This is a genomic window from Janthinobacterium sp. 344 (genome assembly GCF_900112025.1).
GTDB lineage: Bacteria > Pseudomonadota > Gammaproteobacteria > Burkholderiales > Burkholderiaceae_D > Janthinobacterium.
This window is the reverse complement of sequence record NZ_FOKL01000007.1, coordinates 87284-109409: the sequence shown is the minus strand read 5'-3', so window position 1 is coordinate 109409 and position 22126 is coordinate 87284. Positions and strand designations below refer to the sequence as shown.

The following is a 22126-nucleotide window of genomic DNA, read 5'->3' as shown; positions in this document are numbered from 1 at the left end:
CCATGAAAATCCTGAACATCAGCGGCAAGAACCTGGCTTCGCTGGCCGGCGAATTTGAAGTCGACTTCCAGCAGGAGCCGCTGGCCTCCGCCGGCCTGTTTGCCATCAGCGGCCCCACGGGCGCGGGCAAGAGCACCCTGCTCGACGCCCTGTGCCTGGCCCTGTACGATGCCACGCCGCGCCTGCTCAAGGTGCTGGGCCGGGGCAGCGCCCTGCCCGACGTGGGCAAGGAAACCGTCAGCGCGCAAGATACGCGCACCCTGCTGCGCCGCGGCACGCCCGACGGCTACGCGCAGGTCGATTTCGTCGGCAACGACGGCATGAGCTACCGCGCGCGCTGGAGCGTGCGGCGCTCGCGCACCAAGGCGGAAGGCGCGCTGCAGGCCACCGCCATGAGCTTGCACCAGCTGCCCGCGCTGCAGCCCATCGGCGGCACCAAGACGGAAGTCAAGGACGAAATCGAAAAACGCATCGGCCTGTCGTTCGACCAGTTTACGCGCGCCGTGCTGCTGGCGCAGAACGAGTTTTCCACCTTCCTCAAGACGGAAGACAATGAACGGGGAGAGTTGCTGGAAACCCTGACGGGCAGCAGCATCTATACGGACATTTCCATGCGCGCCTTCGAGCGGGCGAAGAAGGAAAAGCAGATCCTCGAGCGGCTGGGCGAGAAGCTGGCCGACCAGCGGCCCATGTCGCCGCAGGAACGGGCCGAAACGGAGGCGCAGTGCGGCGCAGCCGAAACCACGCTGCAAACAATAGACCTGCGCAAGGCCGTGCTGGAACAGCAGCAGCGCTGGCACCAGGAGGCGCACAAGCTGCAAACCGAGGTGACGGCGGCGCAAGAAGCATGCGACCAGGCCGCCGTGCAACGCGCGGGCGCCGAGGAACGCCGCGCGGCGCTGGCGCAGTGGGAATTGCTGCAGCCGGCGCGCCCCCTGGTCGATGCCGTGGCGCGCCTGGCGGACGATAGCGCCGCCACCGAGACGGCGCTGGCAGCGGCGCGCCAGCAGGCGGCGCACGCCGTGGCCAATGAAGCGCAGCAGGCCGTAGCCAGCCAGCAGGCGGCCGCCGCCCTGCTGGCCAGCGAAACGGCGCAGCGCGACGCGGCGCCCCTGCTCGATCAAGCCAAGGCGCTCGACGCGAGCATGGCAAGCCATCTGCCCACGCATCGCCAGGCACACGATGGCGCCCTGGCGGCCGACCAGGCCAACGACACGGCGCGCGCCGCGCTGCACGCGCTGCAGCAGCGCCAGCAAGCCGTGCTGGCGGAACAGGAAACGGGCCGTCAATGGCTGGCATCGCACGCGCACTGGCAGGCGCTGGCGCTGTCATGGCAGCTGTGGGACCAGCTGTTTGCGCAGGCCGGCCAGGCGGCCGCGCAAGCCGATGCGGCCGACGCCAGCGTCAGCGAATCGGCGCAGCGGGTGCGCCAGGCCGGCGCGTCCGCGCAGGCGGCACAAGCGGCGCTCAGCCAGGCCGCCGCCGTGCTGGCGGCGCGCGACACGGCACGGCGCGAGGCGGCAGCCGCCGTGCAAGCGTTTGACGCCCAAGACTTGCAGCAACAGCGCGGCCAGCTGGAGGCGCACGCGCGCACTTTGCTCAGCGCGGAAAAGACCTGGGGCGAACTGGCGCGCCAGCAGCAGGCGCTGGCCCACTGGCAAGCCAGGGCGGCCCAGCTGGCGCAGGATGCGCACACGACAAGCGCCGCCCTGGCGGCGGAGGCGGCCCAGACGGCGCCGCTGGAAGCGGGCCTGGCGCAGGCGGAAAAATCCTTGCGGGGCGCGGAAGCGGCGTGCGCGGCCAGCGTGGAGCAATTGCGCGCCAATCTGCGGGACGACCAGCCCTGCCCCGTCTGCGGCGCGCTGGAACACCCGTACAGCCACGCCGACGATGCCCTGCACGCCATGCTGGCCAGCTTGCAGGACCAGGTGCTGGCCTGCCGCGCCGACTTGCGCGGCAATCTGGAACGGCTGGCCGCGCACAAGGCGGCCCTGGCCGCCTGCGCGCGCGAACAGGCGCAGACGGCGGCCGACCTGTCCGCCCTGCCCTCCATCATCGACAGCCTGAACGCGCAATGGCAGCCGCACGCGGATGCCCTGCGGCTGCCGCCGGACGAGCAGCGCGCGGACTGGTTCACGCAGCAGCTGGCCGCGAATGCGGCCGGCTTGCAGGCGCTGGCGCGGCAGGAGGCGGCGCTGCGCCAGGCCGGCAGCCAGCGCGAGCAGGCGCAGGCGGCGCACGAACTGGCGTCCAGCGAGCACGCGCGCTGCACCAGCACCGTTGCCGAAGCCCAGGCGCGCCTGGCGCAGCTGCAGGCGCAGCAGGCGGCGAACACGGACAAGGGCGAGACGGCGCGCGCCGCGCTCGACGGCTTGCTGGCGCAGCTCGATGGCGCGTTTGCCGATGCCGACGGCGCCGAGGGCTGGAAAGAGGGCTGGCGCGCCGGCCCCGCCGCTTTCCGTGCGGCGCGCGAAGCGGAAAGCCGGCAATGGCTGAAGCAGCACGCGGAACAGGATAACCGCAGCCACGCGCTGGCGACGTTGACGGCGCAGATGGACGGCGCCACCTTGGCGGCCAACAAGGCGCAGCACGCGGCGCAGGAAGCGCATGCGGCATTCGCCGCCCTCGACAAGCGCTTGACGACGCTGCAAGCCGAACGCAACGCGCTATGGCAAGGCCAGGGTGTGGCCGAGGTCGAGCGCGCGCTGGCGGACAATATCGCGGCGGCGAAAGCGCAGCTGGCGCAGCGCCAGGCGGCGGCGCAGGCGGCCAGCCAGGAACGCACGCGACTCGATGAGGCATGCGCGCAGCTGGCGCAGCGCCTGTCCACCGTGCGGGTACAGGCGGAACTCGCCGCTGCGGCCGTGCAGGACTGGCTGCGGCAGTTCCAGCAGGCGCATGCGGGCCACGCGCCGGCCACGCTGGACGCGCTGCGCGCGCGCCTGGCCATCCGCGTCGACGCCATGCGCGCAGAACGCGATGCGCTGCAAGTGATCGCCGACCGCCACACGGCGGCCGTCTCCGTGCTGGCCGAACGCCAGCGGCAGCACGCGGCGCATCTGGCGCAGCCGCCCGACGGGCTGGAAATGGACGTGGACGCCTTGCGAAGGGCGCTCGACTCGCTGCTGCTGGAACGCCAGGCGGCGAACCAGGAAGCGACGCGCCTGCGCCTGGCCATCGCGCAGGACGACGCCAAGCGCCACAGCGCGCAAGCGATGCTGGCGCAGATCGAGCAGCAAGCCGGCATCGAGCGGCGCTGGGCCAGCCTGAATGAGCTGATCGGCTCGGCCGACGGCAAGCGTTTTCGCAACTATGCCCAGCAATTCACCCTGGAAGTGCTGCTCGGCTATGCCAATGCGCACTTGAACCACCTGGCGCGCCGCTATCAACTGGAACGCATCGACAACCCGAACAATCCGTCGCTGGGCCTGATGGTGCGCGACCAGGACATGGGCGGCGAACTGCGCTCCGTGCACTCGCTGTCGGGCGGCGAATCGTTCCTCGTCTCGCTGGCCCTGGCGCTGGGCCTGGCCTCGCTGTCATCAAACCGCGTGCGCGTGGAATCGCTGTTCATCGACGAGGGCTTCGGCAGCCTGGACACGGAAACCCTGCGCGTGGCCATGGATGCGCTCGACGGCCTGCAGGCCATGGGCCGCAAGGTGGGCGTCATCTCGCACGTGCAGGAAATGACGGAGCGCATCGCCACCAAGATCCTGGTGCAGCCCGGTTCCGGCGGCAAGAGCGTGGTGACGGTGCACTAACAGCGCTAGCGCGTGGCCGGCTCACGGCACAGCTTGAGCATGTCCCAGCCCAGTTCGCGGCGGATTTGCTCGGGGTCGGGCGGCGGCCGGCGCTGTTCCAGCTCCGCTTTCAACCATTTCCTGACCAGTTCCTTGGCAGGTTTTGCAGGCTGCTGCTTGTCACACTTGTCCATGGTGCTACCTCTTCAACGGATGCCAGGCGGCCTCCTATATACGTTCAACGCCGCGGCACGGATTCAGTTGACCTGTGCGTGGCGCAGATGCAACAACGTGTAACGATGGACGGAGTGCGTTAAAATCGCCGCCTTCGCGTAACGACCCGCTACGCCCCGCAACAGTTCAAGGAAAACCATGAAAGCCGCCCGCAGCCTCACCTTCAAGTGCGTAAAATGTCACAAATCGATGCAGGTCTTCCTGCAAAAAGTCTCTGCCTGCTCGCATATCCAGCCCTACCAGGGCATTTGCGCATGCGGCGAACTCAAGCGCCACGCCACGGGCCAGGCCGATGCCGTCAAGTCCTACCTGGAATCGGCGGACGGCAGCTGGTCGCACCACCACTGATAGCCACTCTCGGTTAAAGAATGGGCGGCAGGCGCCGTTAATCACGGTACTTCCCTCATTTTGAACCGGCCATGTCCCAGCTTCTCGCCCTCACCTCCGGCTCGCGCCAGCCTGCAGCCCCTACCCTGGCAGGACAAACGCCGCCGAAAGCGGGCGCCAATACGGCTGCGGCTGGCCTGGCCGCTTCGCCCCTGATGCAGCGCACCACACAAGACGTCGTGGCGTTGTCAAAAGATGGCCTCGACCTGTCGGCCAAGGGGCTGGCCCAGCGCACCGATGCGCTGGGCAACGCCACCGTCGACGCGGCGCAGGATTTTCTTACCAGCATGACGCGCCAGTTGTTCGGCGACGGCGCCAGCGTGGCCTTCGATGCGGTCGATCTGCAGGCCGGTTCCAGCGTCAGCAGCGGCAGCGCCAACATCTCGGGCGCCAACGGCAGCAGCCGCGCGGCCGCCTTCAGCCTCGATGAAAACGCCCACTTTGTCGGCAAGGGCAAGATCACCACGGCCGATGGCCAGACCTTCGATTTCGAAGTGGAAGTGCAATACCAGTCGAACATCAGCGCGGGCGTCCTTGAGCAAACGCAAGAAGCCGACGAAGAAGCCAGCTCCGCCGATGACGGGGCCCTGCCCGCCAAGGAGTTGCCCGCCACGAACTTCGCCGGCAATCTGCACGACCTGTTCAAGCTGCTGGGCCAGCAATTGCAGAGCAACATCTTCAATGGCAATTCCAGCACCAGCGGCAAGGAGGGCGACCTGATGGGCAGCCTCAGCTTGCGTCTGCTCAAGCTGGTGCAGCCGGACAAGAGCTTTGATGCCGCCGAGGCGGGCAAGAAAGCGGCGACATCCACGCCGGAAGCGCAGGCGCGCGCCCGCGCGCTGGCCGAGGCCTATGGCGCGGACGCCACCGGCGGCACAGCGAGCACGGGCAGCGACGTATAATAGAAGACGGCCTGCGCAGGCGACCATGCCGCGCGCCCACCTTCTATCGATTGAAACCCATGTCCGACACTTCTTCCCCTACCGTCCATCCGCAGATCCACTGGAGCGAAAACGGCGCCGAGCATTCGGCCCGCTGGCGCTCGGAAAGCGGCATGCCGCCGCCCAAGCGCGTCGTCATCGCCGACGACCGCACGACGGCCGACCAGGCCTACCGCCTGGCCTGCGAAGGCACGGCCATGCTGTGGCGCGGCGACTTCCAGAATGCGCGCCAGCTGCTGCAGGCGCTGGCGCGGCGCGCCGACCACAAGAACGACAAGCCGAGTAAAAAAGCCAAGGCCGCCAAGCTGGCCAAGCCGGAGCCGTCCGCCACGGAAGCGTTCCACCTGCACCGCCAGGCCCAGTCGCAGCGCGCCCGCACCCTGGCCATGCTGCTGCTGCCGTTTGACGCCGACTACACGATTCCGCTGCGCCGCGCGCCGGACGTGAAACTGGCCTGCAATGAAGCGTATGGCCGCGGCGAAGAAGCGTTCGTCGCCTCGCTGCGCGAACTGCTGGGCCTGATCGGCGCGCATGAATGGCGCCGCACGGGCGTGGAATTGCCGGCCCTGGGCCAGCGCATCCACCCGCACTATGGCGTCTTCGCGCCGATCCGCGGCGAATACGTGGGCCTGGTGGCGGAAGCGCCCCTGCCCCCGCGCGCCAAGCTGGCCTTCGACATCGGCACGGGCACGGGCGTGCTGGCCGCCGTGCTGGCGCAGCGCGGCATCGAACGCATCGTCGCCACCGACCAGGACCCGCGCGCCCTGTCCTGCGCGCGCGAAAACCTGGCCCGCCTGGACCTGGCCGACAAGGTCGAGGTGGTGCAAGCCGACCTGTTCCCTGCCGGCCGCGCGCCGCTCGTGGTGTGCAATCCGCCATGGCTGCCGGCACGCCCAAGCTCGCCGATCGAATACGCCGTCTACGATCCGGACAGCCGCATGCTGCGCGGTTTCCTGGCCGGCCTGGCCGGCCACCTGGAACCAGGCGGCGAAGGCTGGCTGATCCTGTCCGACCTGGCCGAGCACCTGGGCCTGCGCCCGCGCGCGCAATTGCTGGAATGGATAACGCAAGCGGGCTTGAAGGTCGTCGACCGCCTGGACGTGAAGCCCACGCACCCGCGCGCGCAAGACGCCACCGACAGCCTGCACGCGGCGCGCTCGAAGGAAGTCACCTCGCTGTGGCGCCTGGCGGCCGCCTGATACGGGATCTGAAACTCTGCCATTGCGCATTGCAGCAAACCCCGCTATAATTCGCCTGCGGGGTGGAGCAGTCTGGCAGCTCGTCGGGCTCATAACCCGAAGGTCACAGGTTCAAATCCTGTCCCCGCAACCAGATACAGAAAAAACCGCTGATTCCTGCAAGGGACTCGGCGGTTTTTTTCATTCCGGCCCGCTCTGGCCCATCCTGCGCAGCCATGTTAAATTGCCATTTTAATTCTACGAGGGCGACGCCTTGAAAGCATGCCGCACTGCCGCCCTGCTGGCCATCCTGTGCTTGTCCGCCACGGCACAAGCCCAATCCCAGGCGCAGCGGGATGCCGAATATCTGCAAGCGTTCGTCACTCCCTTGGCCAGGATACAGCTTGAAAAGCAAGGCCATTTCCTGCCGCTCGGCGCGGCCCTGCAGCAGACCGACAAATTCGTCCTCATGCCAGTAAGCACAGGCACGGCCGGACTATTGCCGGCCGACCTCATCAAGCAGATACAGGAAGCCCTTGCGCAAGGCGCCGCCGACGGCGAATACAAGACCACCGCCCTCGTATATGACGCCACCGTGCCCCTGCCCTCGTCCGGCAAGCAATCCGATGCGATAGCCGTGGCGCTCGACCATCGCGATGGCTATTCGGTCATCACCTTCCTGCCGTATACACTGCACGGCAAGGAAGTCCACATGGGCACGCCGTTTACCCTCCGGGGAACGGCCACGGTTTTCAAGCAAAAATAAGCGATGCGGCAGGCCAGGCAAAGATCATTCCCGCAATGCAGCAAACTCGGTTATAATTCGCCTGCGGGGTGGAGCAGTCTGGCAGCTCGTCGGGCTCATAACCCGAAGGTCACAGGTTCAAATCCTGTCCCCGCAACCAATACATAAAAACCGCTGATGCCTGCAAGGGCTTCAGCGGTTTTTTCATTCCGGGCCTGCCCCGTACTTTTACGAGGTGACGCTGGCCCTGATCTGCCGCGCCGCCGCCTGCAGGCTGGCCGCCACCCGCTCGAGCTTGTCGGCGCCCGTCGTCTCGGTCAGGGCGGCCAGCGCGCTGATGTGAAAGGTGGCAACCATGCCCGGCGACACGTCCAGCTCCAGCGCCACCTTGCTCAATTCCGTCGACGCTTCCAGATACGGCTCGCTGCCCGCTTCGAACGCCTGCTTCGTTTCCAGCAATTCCTGCCCGCCCTCCGCCTTCGCCAGGCAGTCATCGACCTTTTGCTGGAAGACAGGCAAGCTATCGCGCACGGGACCCGGGTCCGGCGTGGGCTCGGGTTCCACCGGCGCGGGAGCGGCCTCGGCCGGTTTGGCGGCGGGCGCCATGTCGCGCAGGGTCAGCCAGCGTTCGACGGCGAGGAAATCGGCGAAGGGCTCGGCCACTTTCGGATTCATCAGCCACACCTCCCCCGTGCGCCAGTCGATCCGCACGCCGCGCTCATTACGCGCCAGCAAAATATCCTTGCCGCCATTCGCATTCGACACCCGGCCGATGTCGATCCAGTTCATCAGTTCCGCCTGGCGCGACATCGCGTTCACCCGGTGGAAGTAGCCCAACCATAAAAATCTGGCGATCAAGAGAACCAGGGCACCGCCAACCATCCACATCATCTTTTCGCTCCGCCTCACATCGACAAGCCGCATTTTCTCACATGAAAGCTTGCGCTCCAGAAACTTTTACAAAGGTGCGCAGCCACGCCGCAGTCGCATTTCAACAACGCCGCGCTTTCCCTGATTGCCTGCCATGTGCCGCTCAGTTAAAATGAGAACAATTCTCATTTAGATCATTGTGCATCGATCATGCTGTCCGCCGCCGCCCCGCCCTCCGACTTTCACGCGCTGTATGCCGAGCACCATTCCTGGCTGCTGCGCTGGCTGAAGCGGCGCCTGCACGATGCGGGACTGGCGGGCGACCTGGCGCAAGACACTTTCCTCAAGGTGCTCGTCGCGCGCAGCAGCGCGGAGATCCTGCAGCCGCGCCCCTTCCTGGCCACCATCGCCAGCCGCCTGCTGGCCAATCACTGCCGCCGCGAGGAGCTCGAACGGGCCTACCTGGACGCCCTACTGCACGCGCCGCAGGCGTGCGTGCCATCGCCGGAAACCCTGTCCATCCTGCTCGAATCGCTGCAACTGGTCGACCGCGCGCTGGAGCGGCTGTCCAGCAAGGCCAGGGCCGCCTTTTTACTCGCACATCTCGACGGCATGACGTATGCGCAGATCGCCGCCGAACTGGGCACCACCACGCATTCCGTCAAAAAATACCTGAGCAAGGCCAATTTGCTGTGCTTTTTTGCCGTGCCCGATTTTGCCGCCAGCTGACATGCGCGGCGCGAAAGTCTATGCCAACGGCCAGCCCATCGACCTGGCCATCGCCATGCAGGCGGCCGAATGGCTGACCACCCTGATGAGCGGTGCCGCCACGCCGGCGGAACAAACCGCGTGGCGGCACTGGCGCCAGGCGCACCCCGAGCATGAACGGGCGTGGCGCCACATCGAGCACGTCAGCGGCGGCCTGCGGGAACTCGATGCGCAGGCAAGCCGCAAGGCGCTGCTGCACGGCCCCATGTCGCGCCCCGCATCGCGCCGCAAAAGCCTGCAGCTGCTGGCCTGCATGGCCAGCATCGGCGTCGCGGGCTGGTTCGGCGCGCGCCCGGAATACGCGCCCGGCTTTGCCCGCGCCGCGCTGGCCGACGCGTCCACCGGCGTGGGCGAGCGCCGCGAGCTGACCCTGCCCGATGGCAGCCGCGCGCACCTGAACAGCGGCAGCGCCGTCAACATTCGCTTTACGGGCACGCAGCGCCTGCTGCAGCTGGTGCAGGGCGAAGTGTTCATCGCCACCGCCCGCGAAACGGGCGTGCCCTACCGCCCCTTCCTCGTCGAGACCGCGCATGGCCACGCGCAGGCGCTGGGCACGCGCTACTCTGTGCGGCAGGGGGACGAGCGCAGCACGGTCGCCGTCGAGGAAGGCGCCGTCAGGCTGACGCCGCGCCATGGCGATGGCAGCCTGGTGATCCGCGCGGGCCAGGGCGGCGGCATGACGGCGCAGCAGACCCTGCCCGCGCACGCCGTCACGCCCGATATCTGGGCCTGGCGCCAGGGCCTGCTGCTGGCCGACGGCATGCCGCTGCGCGACTTCCTGCACGAATTGAGCCGCTACCGCCATGGCTTGCTGGGCTGCGACGACGCCGTTGCCAGGCTGCGCATCTCCGGCGTCTTCCCGCTGGCCGACCTGGACGCGGTGCTGCTGTCGCTGCCCAATTCCCTGCCCGTCGACGTGCGCCTGCGCACGCGCTACTGGGTGCAGGTGGAGGCGCGCCAGCAGCGCTGAAAAAATATTTGGCGTGCGCCGCAAAAAAAAGTACCCGTTTGCGTTTCTCGCGTGACCTGTGTAGGCAACGTTCTTTTTTGACGACTCCAACACAAGGTAATCATGTCTCCAGTTATGTCTTCCAGATCCCGGCCACGCCCGCCGCGCACGCGCATGGCGCATGCCATGCAGTTCGTCTTCCTCGGTTCGGCCCTGCTGCTGACCATGCCCGCGCCCGCGCTGGCGCAGGAAAGCGCGGCTGCGGCTGCGGCCACGCTCGACTTCCAGGTGCCCGCCGGCGACTTGGCGGCGGCGCTGCGCCAGGTCGCCAGCCAGTCGCGGGTCATCCTCAGCTTCACGCCGGAACAGACGCGCGGCAAGACCTCGCCGGGCTTGAACGGCCGCCACGACGTGCTGGCCGCCCTGAATGGCGTGCTGCGCGGCACAGGCCTGAAGGCCGAGCGCAGCGCCAATGGCAGCTACGTGCTGCGCCCGGCCGATGTGGCCGCGGGCGGTGAAGCGCTGTCGATGATGCCGGAAGTGTCGGTCAAGGCGCAGCAGGACGCCACCGAAGGTTCGGGCGCCTACGTCTCCCCCCTGCCGGTCGCCACGGCCACGCCGCTGGGCCTGTCGATCAGGGAAACGCCGCAATCGGTCAGCGTCATCACGCAGCAGCGCATGCAGGACCAGGGCTTGAACACCATCGCGCAAGTCATGGCGCAAACGCCGGGCATCACGCTGTTCTCGCTGGGCAGCGAACGCTCGGGCTTTACCTCGCGCGGCTATGCGATCACCAATTACCAGCTCGACGGCGTCAACACGCACTCGGAAAACCTGGGCCTCAATGCGATACCGTCGCAAAGCCTGGCCGACATGGCGCTGTACGACCGCATCGAAGTGCTGCGCGGCGCCTCCGGCCTGATGACGGGCGCGGGCGACGCCTCGGGCGCCATCAACATGGTGCGCAAGAAGCCGACGGCGCAGTTCCAGGCCTCGCTCGAGGGGGAACTGGCTTCCCGCGACGAGCGGCGCGGCGTGGCCGATATTTCCGGCCCGCTCAACGAAGCGGGCACGGTGCGCGGCCGCCTGGTGACACTGTATGAAGAAGCCGGCAGCATCATCGAGGCCTACAGCCATGACAAAAAAATCGTGTATGGCGTGATCGAGGCCGATCTCGCCAGCGGCACGACACTGACGGCCGGGGTGACGCACCAGCGCAAGCGCTCGAAAGGCTCCCTGTCCTACCTGGGCTTCCCTGTGTTCTACAGCAATGGCGCCATGACGGACCTGCCCCGCTCCTTCAGCCCGGCCGCCACGTCGAACCGTTTCGGCAGCAATTCGACCGACCTGTTCGCCACCCTGGAACACGCGCTGGCGAACGACTGGACCTTGAAAATCTCGGCCAGCCGCGTGCAGTCGTCGCAGGAAGAGCGCTCCGTGTTCATGAACGTGAGCGGCAGCTTTCCCGACCAGGCCACGGGCGATGGCCTGCGCATGAGCGCCGACTACCGCGATTATGATCTCAGGGTCAACAGCGTGGACGTCAACGTGCGCGGACCGTTCAGCGCCTTCGGCCGCCAGCACGAACTGGTGCTGGGCATGGACTACAACGAGTTCCAAAGCACGACGGATGGCCGCTTCGACAAGAACATCCAGGGCCAGCCCGTCAACCTGTACCGCTGGAACCGCCAGGCGACGCCCGTGTTTGGCGACACCTTCGTCACCTACGACAGCACGCGCCGCCAGGCCAGCGCGTATGCCGCCACGCGCCTCAACCTGTCCGAGCGCCTGAAACTGATCGCCGGCGCCAAGGTGCTGCGCTACAGCGAAAACTACATCTCGGACGCGCCTGGCGTGCCATTTTTCAGCGCGTCGCCGGCATCGGACAGCAGCGTCTTCACGCCGTACGGCGGCCTGGTGTTCGACATCGACGCCACGCACAGCGCCTACGCCAGCTACTCCACCATCTATCAGCCGCAAGCCTCGCAAGACCGCCATGGCAAGCTGCTGGCGCCGCGCGAAGGCAAGACCTATGAAGCGGGCATCAAGAGCGGCTGGCTCGATGGCCGCCTGAACACGGCCGCGGCGGTGTATCTGATCCGCCAGAAAAACCTCGCTGAAACGGACCCGGGCCACACCCTGCCCGGCTCCAGCGATCCGGCCTTCCGCACCATCAAGGGCGCCGATACCCAGGGCATCGACCTGGAAGCGACGGGCGCCATCACGCCGAACTGGAATGTGTCGGCCTCGTGGTCGTACAGCCAGACGGACAATGCGGAAGGCAAGGCGATCCAGACCACCTTCCCGCGCCACCTGGTAAAACTGTGGACCACCTGGCGCCTGCCCGGCGAGCTGCATCGATTGACGGTGGGCGGCGGCGTGAATTGGCAAAGCCGCGTGTATTCCGACATCGATGCGTGGCAGGTCGAGCGCACCTTTCACTGGGAGCAAAAGGCGTATTCGGTGGCCAGCCTGATGGCGCGCTACGACGTCAGCGACAAGCTGTCTGCCACCGTGAACGTGGCCAACCTGTTCGACAAGCAGTACACGGCCTCGGTCTCGGACTGGTGGTACTCGGGCATGCATGGCCCGGCGCGCAAGGTGGCCTTGAGCGTGCGCTACCAGTTCTGACGCGCTGAAGGGGCGGGGCGAATATTTCACATTACCCGGGGGCCGGTGATACAATTTTCCGCTTCACGGGCAGCTTCGTGGCCCGTGCCACAGAGACACCCAAGGAGAATGTGTGAAGGACCTCGCCCCCGCCCTGCCAGCCGATCCGGCCGACCAACCCGCCAATCCCTCGCGCCGGCGCATTTTCCAGGCTGCTTCCGCAGTCGGCCTGGCCGCCAGCCTGCCGGCGCTGGCCGATGCCGCGCCAGCCAAAAAGACCATCGCCAAGGGTTCGCTCGACGCGAAACTCAAGGCGCACGTCAAGAACGTGGTCGTCATCTACCTGGAAAACCGCAGCTTCAACAACCTGTTCGCCAATTTCCCCGGCACCAGCGCGCCGCTGTCCGCCGTCACGGCCGAACAGGCGCAGCAGATGGACCGCGACGGCAAGCCGCTGGCCACCCTGCCGAAGATCTGGGGCGGCCTGGTGCCGAACCAGCAGAATATCGGCGGCGTCGATTACCAGATCAAGGAAGACCAGATCACGGGCCTGGCCAACGCCCCCTACAAATTGAGCGACGCGGCGGGCAAGCCGCTGCCCGAGAGCATCATCACGCGCGACCTGGTGCACCGCTTCTACAACAACCAGATGCAGATCAACGGCGGCAAGAACGACGGCTTTGCCGCGTGGGCCGACAGCGGCGGCCTGGTGATGGGCCATTACGGCGAAACGTCGAAAAACCTGAACCTGTGGCAGATCGCCGAGCAGTACACCTTGTGCGACAACTTCTTCATGGCAGCCTTCGGCGGCTCCTACATGAACCACCAGTTCCTCGTCACGGGCCGCGCCAACGAATACTTCAACGCCTCCGAGACGGCGGCGAAGAAAAAGATCGCCGTGCTGGCCGACGGTCCGCAAGGCGTGCGCCTGGCGATCGCGCCGGACTGCCCCGCCTCGGCGCTGGACGGCAAGCCGAAATACGTCAACGACGGCGCCATCACGCCGGACGGCTATGCCGTCAACACCATGGCGCCGCCGTACCAGCCAAGCTACATCCGGCCCGCCTATGACGGCGACCCGCTGCACGCCGATCCGGCCGACGCCAACACCCTGCCGCCGCAAACCTATGACACCATCGGCGACCTGCTGTCGCGCAAAGGCGTGAGCTGGGCGTGGTATGGCGGCGGCTGGCAAGCGGCGCTCGACCACAAGGGCGGCGGCAGCAAGCCGAACTTCCAGTTCCATCACCAGCCGCTGAACTACTTCAAGCAGTTCGCGCCCGGCACGGCCGCGCGCGCCGAACACCTGCGCGACGGCGGCACGGGCGACAGCCCCATCTCGAACAAATTCCTCGCCGCCGCCGTGGCGGGCACGCTGCCGGCCGTGACCTTCTACAAGCCGCAGGGCAACCTGAACCTGCACGCGGGCTACTCGGACATCGAGTCGGGCGACCAGCACGTGGCCAACATCATCGCCCACTTGAAGGCCTCGCCGCAGTGGAAGGACATGATCGTGGTGATCACGTTCGACGAAAATGGCGGCTGGTGGGACCACGTGGCGCCGCCGAAGGGCGACCGCTGGGGGCCGGGCACGCGCATTCCCGCCATCATCGTCTCGCCGTACGCGAAGAAAGGCGCCGTCGACCACAGTTTTTATGACACCACGTCGATCCTGCGCCTGATCACGCGCCTGCACGACCTGCCCCTGCTCGAAGGCCTGAAGGTGCGCAACGAGGCGTTCGCAGCGCGCGGCGCGCTGCCGCCGGGCGACTTGACGGGCGCCCTGAGCTTCCGCTAAACGCCATCCAAAACCTGCTGCGCGTTGCGATTTGCGGCCTGCGATGCTCACTGTGCTAAAGCACAGTTGCGCTTCTCAGCCACAACTCACTGCCGCTCGCTACGGTTTTGTCAGGCGTTATAAGCCACCCACGGTGCGGCACGCCTGTGATACACTGCGTGCCGCACTTAAATCCGCAGGACAAGTTTTCCTGCAGGTTGTTCCAACAATGAGCCCGACTCCAGTAGCCGGGCTTTTGTTTTGTGGACGAAGCGCACAGAGTATTCACACAGCGGACAGTTTTTTGCCCGCTCCCCGGCGCCGGTTTCTCGCCGCCAGGGGCCAGAGGTTCAGAAATGAGAGATAAAAAAGACAACGCCACCATCGACTTGCCCGGTTTCGGCCCGCCGCCAGCGCACGACGCGCCAGAGCCGGCGCCGGAACCGCAGCGCCGCGTGCGCGTGCGCAAGGTGGCCTTGAAACAGGTGCAGCTCGAATTGCTGGAGCCGACCGACGCCACGGGCTTGCCCGTATGGACGCGCGACGCCGGCCTCGATCTCACCGGCTTGCCCATCTGGGCGCCCGATAATTAGTAGCAGACTGAGTAACAACGCCGGCGGCCGTTTGCCGCCGGCGGCCACACCACCATCCGCACAAGGGCGTAGAACGCCTGTAGACTGTGCCCATCCACCCGCTTTTTACCGGCTACGCCCTCCATGAATACCACGACTGCCAGCACCACCTCCTTTTCCAGCCTGCCGCTGACGCCCGCCTTTTTGGCCAACCTGGACTCGCTCGGCTACCACGAGATGACCACCATCCAGGCGCAAAGCCTGCCGGCGGTGCTCGATGGCCGCGACCTGATCGCCCAGGCGAAAACCGGCAGCGGCAAGACGGCCGCCTTCGGCATCGGCATCCTGCACAAGCTCAATCCCGCGTGGTTCGCCGTGCAGGGCCTGGTGCTGTGCCCCACGCGCGAGCTGGCCGACCAGGTGGCCAATGAGCTGCGCCGCCTGGCACGCGCGGCCGGCAACATCAAGATCCTGACCCTGACGGGCGGCGCACCGATGCGCCCGCAAATCGCCTCGCTGGAACACGGCGCGCACATCGTCGTCGGCACGCCGGGCCGCCTGCGCGACCATATCGGCCGCGGCACCATCAATCTGAACCACGTGCAAACGCTGGTGCTGGACGAAGCGGACCGCATGACGGACATGGGTTTTTATGAAGAAATCGCCGGCATCGTCAGCGCCTGCCCGGCACGTCGCCAGACCCTGCTGTTTTCGGCCACGTATCCGGAAGACATCCGCCGCGCCACCGCGTCGTTCCTCGTCAACCCGCTGGAAGTGACGGTCGAGGCGCAGCACGACAACGACAAGATCGAACAGCGCTTCTATGAAATCGGCTTTGACGAGCGCAATGCGGCCGTCGGCAAGCTGTTGAAACACTTCAAGCCGGAATCGACCCTGGCCTTCTGCAACACCAAGGTGCATTGCCGCGAGCTGGCCGAGGAACTGCGCCAGCAGGGCTTTTCCGCGCTGGCCCTGTACGGCGAGCTGGAACAGCGCGAGCGCGATGAAATCCTGGTGCTGTTCGCCAACCGCAGCTGCTCCGTGCTGGTGGCGACCGACGTGGCCGCGCGCGGCCTGGATATTTCCGACCTGGGCGCGGTGATCAACGTCGACGTGTCGAAGGACACGGAAGTGCACATCCACCGCATCGGCCGCACGGGCCGTGGCAGCAAGAAGGGCCTGGCCCTGTCGCTGTGCGCGCCGAACGAGAAAAAATGGGTCAAGCTGATCGAGCAGTACCAGAACAGCGCCGTCGAATGGCACGCGCTGAAGGAACTGGACGAGGACGATGGCGCCGAGGCGCTGCCGGCGCCGATGGTCACGCTGTGCATCATGGGCGGCAAGAAGGACAAGCTGCGTCCGGGCGACTTGCTGGGGGCGCTGACGGGCGACGCCGGCCTCACCAAGGAACAAGTGGGCAAGATCAACGTGTTCGAATTCATGACCTACGTGGCCATCGACCGCAAGGTGGCCGAAGCGGCCTTCAAGCGCCTGAACGCGGGTAACTCGCTGGGCCGCGACTTTGGCAACATCAAGGGCCGCAGCTTCAAGATGCGCTTCATCGAGGCGTAAGCTGTTGTAATGCACGCAGGGCCGCCATGGTCCTGCGTCCGGGATACGCATCCCATTCGGGATATTCGCGGCGGTGGTAGCAGTTCCAGTAGCTGACGGCGCGCCGCTCCAGCGTGTCCACATACGCGGGGTTCTCCCGCAGGTAGCGCGCCAGCGCAGCCGCATTCCAGGCCGGCAGCGCCGCGCCAATGGCCTCGACTATTTCCAGCACATATTCACCGCACAGGTGCACGACGAAGGGCACCGTCCACGTCCGCTCCTGCAGCAACAGCTGTCTTGCACACGCTTCGCGCAAATGGCCATCATGGTGGCGCGTGCCCAGGCACAGGGCGATCGCGCCCGCGTCGCCGGGCAGCCGCGTACAGGCCAGCAGCCGCTCGCGGTCGTAATAGGTGCGCACGGGGATGTGCAGCAGCCGGCCATCCTGCCGCACCTCGAACGGCGCCGATGGCGCGTGCAGCTGGCCCGGCGAGAGCGCGGCCAGCTGCCGTGCCAGCGTCTGCGCGAGGGCCGCCGGAAAGGCAAGCGCTTCAGGCATCGCCACCGTCCCGGCACACCTTGCGCACGCCCAGCGCGGGCTTGTCCACCTTTTCAAAGATCACGTTGGAATACCATGCGGCCGGATCGCCGTCCGTGGGTTTGCCCAGCGAGATATGGTAGCCGCCGTGCGTAAATAGCGCCGTGGTTTCCTTGCCCGGCCTGGCGGCCCGCAGGAAGGCGGGCCAGGCCGCCTTGTCGACTGGCGTAAAACGTGCGGCCAGCAGCGCCAGCAGGCGCGCGTGCGTGGCCGGCGCGTACGGGAACAGATACAGGTATTCGACCAGTTCCCCGCCGTCGGCCAGGCGCGTGACGGCGGCCGTCGCCGCCTCGACCGCCTCCTCGCCCGCGCCAAAGCGGCAGAGCACCCCACCGCTGTAGGCGAAATCGATGATGGTCGCCGGCGCGCACGCCTGCCGTTCTCGATCGATGCCGACGGGCGGCAGCGCGCGCACTTGCGCCAGCAGCGCTTCGCCGGAGGTGGCCAGCGCGGGAAAGCCCGGACACGCGCCGGCCGCCTGCGCCGATGGAAGGACCAGACAACAACTGAATAACAGCACGCCACGCTTCACGGCATCTCCCGACTTCATCAGGCGGCCATTATGCCGCATTGGCACGCATGGCCCCGTCACAGGAGACGCGCCTGTTGTCCCTGCGGCGTATCGTCGATGTCGTAGCCGGCCGCGCGCGCCAAGGCGCGCAGGCGGTCCGCCTCGGCCCAGCGCCGCTCCACGCGGGCAGCCGCCCGCTGCGCCATCCACGCCTGCACCTGCGCTGGCACGGCCGCCTGCACCGGCCGCCAGGCCAGCAGGCCGAGTCCCAACGCCGCATCGCAGCGGGCCATGGTGGCCTTCTTCACGGCGTCCGGCAGCGCGCTTTTCAGCAGCTCCCAGGCTGTGGCCAGCGCGCGCGGATAGTTCAGGTCATCGTTGATGCACGCCGTGAAGCGCGCCAGCCATGCGGGATCGGCGTCTCCCTGCTCCTCCCCCAGGCCATGCACGGTGACGCGCAAACGCGCCAGGCCGCTGGCGGCGGCGCGCAGGGCCTCGTCCGTGAAATTGAGGCTGCTGCGGTAGTGGGCACCCAGGCACAGGTAGCGGTAGGCCAGCGGATCGACGCCCTGCTGCACCAGGCTGTCCAGGCGCAGGAAATCGCCCGCCGATTTCGACATCTTCGCCGCCCCGGTCTTGAGGAAGGCGCCGTGCAGCCAGAAATTGGCCAGGCGCGTGCCGTGGCGCGCTTCCGTCTGCGCGATCTCGTTGCTATGGTGGACGGCCACGTGGTCTTCGCCGCCGCAATGGATGTCGAAATACGCGCCCAGGTGCTTTTCCGCCATGGCCGAGCACTCGATATGCCAGCCGGGGAAACCCAAGCCCCAGGGGCTGTCCCACTCCATCTGCCGCTGGCCCGGCACGCCGCTGAACTTCCATAGCGCGAAGTCGCAGATATCGCGCTTGTCGCCCAGTTCCACCCGTTTCCCCGCCTGCAGCCCGTCGCGCTGCAGGCGCGCCAGTTTGCCGTAGCTGTCCTGGCGCGTCGTGTCGAAATAGATGCCGTCGTCCGTGCGGTAGGTGTAGCCCTTCGCCTCCAGGTCGCGGATGAAGTCGATCTGCTCGGCGATGTGGTCGGTGGCGCGGCACCAGACGGTGGGCGGCAGGATATTCAGCGCGCGCAGATCGCCCTCGAACGCGCGCGTGAATTCAATGGCGATATCCCAGGCCGACTTGCCGCTGCGGGCGCTGCGCGCCTCGATCTTGTCGTCGCCGCTGTCCGCGTCCGACGTCAAATGGCCCACGTCCGTGATGTTCATCACGTGGCGCACCTGCAAGCCGTTGAATGCGAGCGCACGGCGCAAGCCGTCGACGAACAGGTAGGTGCGCAGGTTGCCGATGTGCGCGTAGTCGTAGACGGTGGGGCCGCAGGCGTACAGGCCCGCGTGGCCGGCGGCGAGGGGTTCGAACGGGCGCAGGCTGCGCGCATACGTATCGTACAGATGAAGTGTCATGCGGGGCTTTCATTAACGCTGCGGAAAAAGAAAATGGCCACAGGTTTTTCAACACTGTGGCCATCGGAATGAGGAGTAAAAGCTTACCGGCGCAAGGCCGCATCCTCACAGGGCCAGGTACGCGGACACAGCGCGGCGGCGGCGCGGCAAGCAAAAACTGGCTGGAGGATGGAAGAGGTCATGGGGAGAATATCGCATGCGCGCCGGCGGGCCGTCAAGCCCGCCGGCGAAAACGCCCTATTTTTTCGCCTGCTCGATATGCGGCAGCAGCACCGTCAAGATGCCCAGCAGCGGCAGGTAGGAGCAGATTTTATACACATAGGCGATGCCCGCCACGTCGGCCAGGTGGCCCATGGCGGCGGCCGCGATGCCGGAGACGCCGAACATCAGGCCAAAGAAGATGCCCGCGATCATGCCCACCTTGCCCGGCACCAGTTCCTGCGCGAAGACCACGATGGCGGAAAACGCGGAGGAAATCACGAAGCCGATGATCACGGTCAAGACGGCCGTCCAGAACAGGTCGACGTACGGCAACAGCAAGGTAAATGGCGCGGCGCCCAGGATGGAAATCCAGATCACGCGCTTGCGGCCGATGCGGTCGCCGATGGGGCCGCCCATGAAGGTGCCAGCCGCCACGGCGGCGAGGAAGAGGAACAGGTAGAGCTGGGCATCGCCGAGCGACAAATGGAATTTGTCGATCAGGTAGAACGTGTAGTAGCTCGACAGGCTGGCCATGTAGATGTATTTCGAGAACACCAGCAGTGCCAGCACGCCCAGCGCGGCCATCACCTTGTTGCGCGACAAGTTAGGCCCATGGCCGCCCGCCTTCGGCTTGAAGCTGGCCAGGTGGCCGCTATACCAGTGGCTGACCTTGTACAGCACGCCGATGGCCAGCACGGCCAGCAAACCGAACCAGGCGATATTGCCGTGGCCACGGTTCACGATGACGGCGGCCGCCAGCAGCGGGCCCAGGGCGGAGCCCACATTGCCGCCCACCTGGAACAGCGACTGGGCAAAGCCGTAGCGCCCGCCCGAGGCCATGCGCGCCACGCGCGACGCTTCCGGGTGAAAAGTCGAGGAACCGACGCCGATCAGGCCCGATGCGATCAGCAGGGTCGGAAACGTCGAGACGACGGACAGCATCAGCACGCCGGCCAGCGTAAAGCACATGCCGACAGGCAGCAGGAAGGGCAGCGGACGGCGGTCCGTGTACAGGCCGATCCACGGCTGCAGCAGCGACGCCGTGCACTGGAACGTCAGGGTAATGAGGCCGACCTGGGTAAAACTGAGTGAAAACTCGGCTTTCAGCATCGGATAAATCGACGGCAATAATGCCTGGATCAAGTCATTGAGCAAATGCACGAAGGCGACGGCGCCCAGGATGTGCATGGCCAGACCGGATTGTTGTTGGGAACTCTGGAGCGAGGGAGCCGCCGGCATGGCGGCGGGAGACGTGGTGGTGGTGTGCATGGATCTTCCGCAATAAGCAGGCTCGGCAGGCGGCCCGGCAAAGAACCCAGTATAGTATGGCCACCGAACTACTAACTTCCAATAATCGTCGCGCAAGTGACAACCCGGTGACAAACCCGGCAACCAGCATATGTACACCAACCACCCTGCCCTGGCCGATGCGAACGGCATGCCCTTCAGCCGCAGCACCAATTCGCACGACTACCAGCACGTGCCGCGCCCCGTGACGGCCATGTCCAAGCAATACCAGGCGGGCGACTTCACGCCCCAGCACAGCCATATCCGCGCCCAGCTGCTGTATGCGACGGAGGGCGTGATGCGCGTGACCACCGAACACGGCGTGTGGATGCTGCCGCCCCGGCGCGCCCTGCTGATCCCCGTGGGCATCCTGCATGAGGTGCATATCCTCAGTGAACTGAGCATGCGCACCGTGTACATCGAAGCGCAGGTGGCCGCCATCTTCGGCCCCGACTGCAAGGTGCTGGAAGTGAGCCGGCTGCTGCGCGAACTGATCCTGGCACTGCTGGCCGAACCCGTCGAATATGCGCTCGATGGCCGCGGCGACTGGCTGGCGCACCTGATCCTGTCCGAACTGACGGCCGCCGATACGGTGCCCATCGCCATTCCCTGGCCGCGCGACCGGCGCCTGGTGGCCGTCTGCTCGGCCATCATGGCTGCGCCCGGCAGCCGGCGCAGCATCGAGGACTGGGCCCACGATGCGGGCGCCAGCGCGCGCACCCTGATCCGTTTATTCCCCAAGGAAACGGGCTTGCACTACCGCCAATGGATGCAGCAAGTGCACCTGGCGGAAGCCTTCTGCCGCCTGGACCGGGGCGAAGGCGTGGCCGCCATCGCCTACGCGCTCGGCTATGCCAGCCCCAGCGCCTTCAGCGCCATGTTCCGGCGCATCCTGGGCCGCACGCCGCAGCATTACCTGAGCGAATGGCGCGGCGCGTAGGTCGGCAGCTACGCTGACACCCGCGTCGGCTGGCGCCCTGCGGGCCAAGCCGACCACGATTGCCAACAAGCCGGATCGTACTTATGTCTTCTCGCCCGCGATCAGGCGGTAAGCCATGGCCCCCAGCAAGGCGCCGATGATCGGTGCCAGCCAGAACAGCCACAGCTGGCTGGTGGCCCAGTCGCCCACGTACAGCGCCACGCCCGTGCTGCGGGCAGGATTGACGGAGGTGTTGGTGACGGGAATGCTGATCAGGTGGATCAGGGTCAGCGCCAGGCCGATCGGCAGCGGGGCGAAGCCGGCCGGTGCCCGCTTGTCGGTGGCGCCCAGGATGACGATCAGGAAGAACATCGTCAGCACGATTTCAATCACCAGCGCCGACAGCATCGAATAGCCGCCCGGCGAGTGGGCGCCGTAGCCGTTCGAGGCAAAACCCTTGCTGACGTCGAAACCGGCCTGGCCGCTGGCGATCACGTACAGCACGCCGCCGGCCACGATGGCGCCCAGCACTTGCGCGATGATGTAAGGCAGCAATTGATTGGCGGGAAAACGGCCGCCGGCCCACAGGCCGATCGAGACGGCGGGATTCAGGTGGCAGCCCGAGATGTGGCCGATGGCGTACGCCATCGTCAGCACCGTCAAGCCAAACGCCAGCGCCACGCCGGCGAAACCGATACCGAGACCGGGAAAGCCGGCGGCCAGCACGGCGCTGCCGCAACCGCCCAGCACCAGCCAGAACGTGCCGAGAAACTCGGCGCCATATTGTTTCATGATGTATTCCTTCAAAGTGTCGAGAAAACGTGCATGGGAAAG

General features: G+C 66.5%; 19 protein-coding genes and 2 tRNA genes. 14 read left to right on the top strand and 7 right to left on the bottom strand.

The genetic code is table 11. The features are described from left to right. Positions 1-2 precede the first annotated feature (2 nt). A complete protein-coding gene (locus BM193_RS18995) occupies positions 3-3761 on the top strand; it encodes an AAA family ATPase (protein WP_092799691.1) in 3759 nt (1252 codons plus the stop codon). Positions 3762-3766: 5 nt separating this feature from the next. Here the strand turns inward: BM193_RS18995 and BM193_RS28810 are convergent, their stop codons facing one another. Next, positions 3767-3934 (bottom strand): hypothetical protein, encoded by a 168-nt coding sequence (locus tag BM193_RS28810; RefSeq protein WP_175533349.1) that lies wholly within the window; start codon positions 3932-3934, stop codon positions 3767-3769. A 178-nt stretch (positions 3935-4112) separates the two neighbouring features. On the opposite strand from BM193_RS28810, the gene BM193_RS18990 reads away from it, so the two are divergent. From BM193_RS18990 to BM193_RS18965, 6 genes are all read left to right on the top strand, one after another. After that, positions 4113-4322 carry a hypothetical protein gene (locus BM193_RS18990; protein WP_092799693.1) on the top strand — a complete coding sequence of 70 codons (210 nt, stop codon included), beginning with the start codon at positions 4113-4115 and terminating at the stop codon, positions 4320-4322. 71 nt (positions 4323-4393) lie between these two features. After that, positions 4394-5263 (top strand): hypothetical protein, encoded by an 870-nt coding sequence (locus BM193_RS18985; protein WP_092799695.1) that lies wholly within the window; start codon positions 4394-4396, stop codon positions 5261-5263. A 59-nt stretch (positions 5264-5322) separates the two neighbouring features. Then, positions 5323-6501, top strand: coding sequence for a methyltransferase (locus tag BM193_RS18980; protein WP_092799697.1), 1179 nt, complete (start codon positions 5323-5325; stop codon positions 6499-6501). 56 nt (positions 6502-6557) lie between these two features. Beyond that, a tRNA-Met gene (locus BM193_RS18975) sits at positions 6558-6634 on the top strand. 162 nt (positions 6635-6796) lie between these two features. After that, positions 6797-7246: a hypothetical protein gene (locus BM193_RS18970; protein WP_139176221.1), complete on the top strand. Its 450-nt coding sequence runs from the start codon at positions 6797-6799 to the stop codon at positions 7244-7246. A gap of 62 nt (positions 7247-7308) precedes the next feature. Continuing rightward, positions 7309-7385: transfer RNA gene (locus BM193_RS18965), tRNA-Met, on the top strand. A 68-nt stretch (positions 7386-7453) separates the two neighbouring features. Here BM193_RS18965 and BM193_RS18960 read toward each other — a convergent pair. Continuing rightward, on the bottom strand, positions 7454-8116 hold the full coding sequence (locus tag BM193_RS18960) for a hypothetical protein (protein WP_139176223.1): 663 nt from the start codon (positions 8114-8116) through the stop codon (positions 7454-7456). A 189-nt stretch (positions 8117-8305) separates the two neighbouring features. Here BM193_RS18960 and BM193_RS18955 point away from each other — a divergent pair, with 189 nt between their 5' ends. The 6 genes from BM193_RS18955 to dbpA all read left to right on the top strand — a co-directional run bounded on the left by BM193_RS18955 (position 8306) and on the right by dbpA (position 16343). Continuing rightward, positions 8306-8824 carry a sigma-70 family RNA polymerase sigma factor gene (locus BM193_RS18955; RefSeq protein WP_092799703.1) on the top strand — a complete coding sequence of 173 codons (519 nt, stop codon included), beginning with the start codon at positions 8306-8308 and terminating at the stop codon, positions 8822-8824. A gap of 1 nt (position 8825) precedes the next feature. Further along, on the top strand, positions 8826-9833 hold the full coding sequence (locus BM193_RS18950) for a FecR family protein (protein WP_092799705.1): 1008 nt from the start codon (positions 8826-8828) through the stop codon (positions 9831-9833). Between the two features lie 114 nt (positions 9834-9947). Continuing rightward, a complete protein-coding gene (locus BM193_RS18945) occupies positions 9948-12443 on the top strand; it encodes a TonB-dependent siderophore receptor (protein ID WP_092799707.1) in 2496 nt (831 codons plus the stop codon). Positions 12444-12555: 112 nt separating this feature from the next. Continuing rightward, positions 12556-14220 (top strand): acid phosphatase, encoded by a 1665-nt coding sequence (locus tag BM193_RS18940; RefSeq protein WP_092799709.1) that lies wholly within the window; start codon positions 12556-12558, stop codon positions 14218-14220. A 335-nt stretch (positions 14221-14555) separates the two neighbouring features. After that, positions 14556-14792: a hypothetical protein gene (locus tag BM193_RS18935; protein WP_092799711.1), complete on the top strand. Its 237-nt coding sequence runs from the start codon at positions 14556-14558 to the stop codon at positions 14790-14792. A 123-nt stretch (positions 14793-14915) separates the two neighbouring features. Then, positions 14916-16343, top strand: a complete 1428-nt coding sequence (gene dbpA, locus BM193_RS18930; RefSeq protein ID WP_092799713.1) for an ATP-dependent RNA helicase DbpA — start codon at positions 14916-14918, stop codon at positions 16341-16343. On the opposite strand, the gene BM193_RS18925 is transcribed toward dbpA, so the two are convergent. The 4 genes from BM193_RS18925 to BM193_RS18910 all read right to left on the bottom strand — a co-directional run bounded on the left by BM193_RS18925 (position 16330) and on the right by BM193_RS18910 (position 20274). After that, entirely contained in the window at positions 16330-16881 is a 552-nt protein-coding gene (locus BM193_RS18925) for a hypothetical protein (protein WP_092799715.1), read from the bottom strand. The two genes, dbpA and BM193_RS18925, sit on opposite strands and share 14 nt — an antisense overlap. Further along, positions 16874-17470, bottom strand: coding sequence for a hypothetical protein (locus BM193_RS18920; RefSeq protein ID WP_139176225.1), 597 nt, complete (start codon positions 17468-17470; stop codon positions 16874-16876). The genes BM193_RS18925 and BM193_RS18920 overlap by 8 nt, the downstream gene beginning before the upstream one ends. A gap of 38 nt (positions 17471-17508) precedes the next feature. Then, positions 17509-18885 carry a cysteine--tRNA ligase gene (gene cysS, locus BM193_RS18915; RefSeq protein WP_092832468.1) on the bottom strand — a complete coding sequence of 459 codons (1377 nt, stop codon included), beginning with the start codon at positions 18883-18885 and terminating at the stop codon, positions 17509-17511. Positions 18886-19122: 237 nt separating this feature from the next. Continuing rightward, a complete protein-coding gene (locus BM193_RS18910) occupies positions 19123-20274 on the bottom strand; it encodes an MFS transporter (RefSeq protein WP_217638500.1) in 1152 nt (383 codons plus the stop codon). Between the two features lie 211 nt (positions 20275-20485). Here BM193_RS18910 and BM193_RS18905 point away from each other — a divergent pair, with 211 nt between their 5' ends. Then, positions 20486-21313: an AraC family transcriptional regulator gene (locus BM193_RS18905; protein ID WP_092799723.1), complete on the top strand. Its 828-nt coding sequence runs from the start codon at positions 20486-20488 to the stop codon at positions 21311-21313. Between the two features lie 81 nt (positions 21314-21394). Here BM193_RS18905 and aqpZ read toward each other — a convergent pair whose 3' ends face one another. After that, positions 21395-22084 (bottom strand): aquaporin Z, encoded by a 690-nt coding sequence (gene aqpZ, locus BM193_RS18900; protein ID WP_092799897.1) that lies wholly within the window; start codon positions 22082-22084, stop codon positions 21395-21397. Between the last annotated feature and the right edge of the window lie 42 nt (positions 22085-22126).